General features: G+C 69.9%; 2 protein-coding genes. One reads left to right on the forward strand and one right to left on the reverse strand.

The features are described from left to right. Positions 1-136: 136 nt before the first annotated feature. A complete protein-coding gene (locus tag ACFWSK_RS31045; RefSeq protein WP_383793406.1) occupies positions 137-1,153 on the forward strand; it encodes an LLM class F420-dependent oxidoreductase in 1,017 nt (338 codons plus the stop codon). 420 nt (positions 1,154-1,573) lie between these two features. Here the strand turns inward: ACFWSK_RS31045 and ACFWSK_RS31050 are convergent, their stop codons facing one another. After that, positions 1,574-1,765 carry a hypothetical protein gene (locus ACFWSK_RS31050; protein WP_383793409.1) on the reverse strand — a complete coding sequence of 64 codons (192 nt, stop codon included), beginning with the start codon at positions 1,763-1,765 and terminating at the stop codon, positions 1,574-1,576. Positions 1,766-1,886: the final 121 nt, after the last annotated feature.

Raw genomic sequence — 1,886 nt, forward strand, 5'->3', positions numbered from 1 at the left:
GTCAACGACCAGCTCATGGTCACCACGGCCCTGACGATCGCCCACTGGAACAGGGAACACGGCGACCGGCCCCGCCCACCCGATCCAACCGCCCCGGCGGACCGGGACAGCACGATTCGAAAGGACCGCCGGCCTCATGACCGCCGAGCACGCCCCGCCCCTCGCCGACGAGCTGAAGTGGGGCATCACCCTGCCGCTCCCCGGCCTCACCATCGACCAGCACCGATTCCTCGTGGAGCGCCTGCCCGACCTGGGGTACACGGACGTCTGGACCGCCGAGGGCGGCGGCACCGACGCCTTCACCCCGCTCGCCGCGACGGCGGCCTGGTCGCCGACGCTGCGGATCGGTACCGGGATCGTGCCCGTGCACACCCGGGGGCCCGCGGTGCTCGCCCAGACGGCCGCCACGCTGGCCCAACTCGCCCCCGGCAGGCTGCTGCTCGGCATCGGCTCCTCGGTGCCCGCGCACGTCACCGACATCAACGGGATCCCGTTCGACGAGCCATTCAAGCGCACCAGGGACGTCCTGCGCTTCGTCACCCGGGCCCTGCGCGGGGAGCACATCGCCGGTGACTTCGACACCTTCTCCATCACCGGCTACCGGCTCCCGCACCCGCCCGTCGAACCGGTCAAGGTGATCCTCGGAGCGCTCCGGCCGAACATGCTGAGGCTCGGTTTCACCGAGGGGGACGGGGCCATCACCAACCTGCTCTTCCCCGAAGACGTGCCGAAGGTACTCGACGCGGTGGGCCCGCAGCCGCCCGGCAAGGAGCTGGTGGTGAAGGTCTTCGTGTGCCCCACCGAGGACACCGACTATGCCCACCGCGCGAGCCGGCCCTTCCTCGCCTGGATCCTCAACCGCGAGCCGTACCGCAAGTTCCACGAATGGCTCGGGCACGGCGAACTCCTGCGCGAGACCCACGAGTACTGGGCGGCCGGCGACCCGGAGGCGGCGCAGAAGGCGCTGCCCGCCGAGGCCGTCGACGGCCTGTTCATCAGCGGATCGCCGGAGGAGTGCCGCGAGCGGATCCTCCGCTACCACCGGCCCGGCGTGACGACCGTGCAGCTCTACGTTTCGCTGCCGCCCGACGTGTTCGCGAGCCGGGCCCGCCTCCTCGACACCCTGTCCAGGCTGGGACCCGCGGCGGCCTGAGCGGTCCGGCCGCGGTCCGCCCTCAATCCGGCGGGTGAGACCGTGATCCCACCCGCCGGAAGGGACCCGAACCGCTCACGCTCGACCACGGAGCCGCGGCGTGCGCCGGAGGCCCCGACGCGTCGTCGGTCCACGTGCCGGGACGGCCGACCGCCGGTCGCGGAGATCGCGACCATCCTGAACCCCTGTGCAAGACGCGGCCGGCCGCGTGCGAACGGTGGCCGCGCGGTCCGTCCACGGACGCCTCCCGTACCAGTATCGGGGCGGGGCGTTTGACCGTCCGACGAGGCCGCTGCCATATTGCTCGCCCCAAACATCCGCTGAACCGGCAAACGCTGATCAAGTTCGAGCCGCGTTCGCCACAGACCTAGCCAGGGCTCTGCCCTGGCAACCGATCTCAGCTCGCAGCATGCCGCCGGATCACGAGCGGGGCCTGTAGTAGACCTCGCAAGCCAGGTCAACGTAGTTGCCGTCATCCAGGCAGACCTTGATTTTGGCAGCCCCGCCCGGAACATCGGCGGAAACGTTAAGAGTGAAGCTGGCCGTCCGGTTGCAGATGACGCTCGTGCCACCGCTGCCCAGTTGTTGTCCATTGGCGTCATAGGTGTACATCCAGGTCGCCCGGCATCCGCTGGAGCTAGGGCCTGTGTGATGTCGTGATCACGCGGTGGTCTTGAGCAGGTCGTCGATCCAGATCATGGAGGCTCGGAGGTGGAGGCCGGCGAGGTAGCTT

Source organism: Streptomyces sp. NPDC058620 (genome assembly GCF_042717135.1).
Lineage (GTDB): Bacteria > Actinomycetota > Actinomycetes > Streptomycetales > Streptomycetaceae > Streptomyces.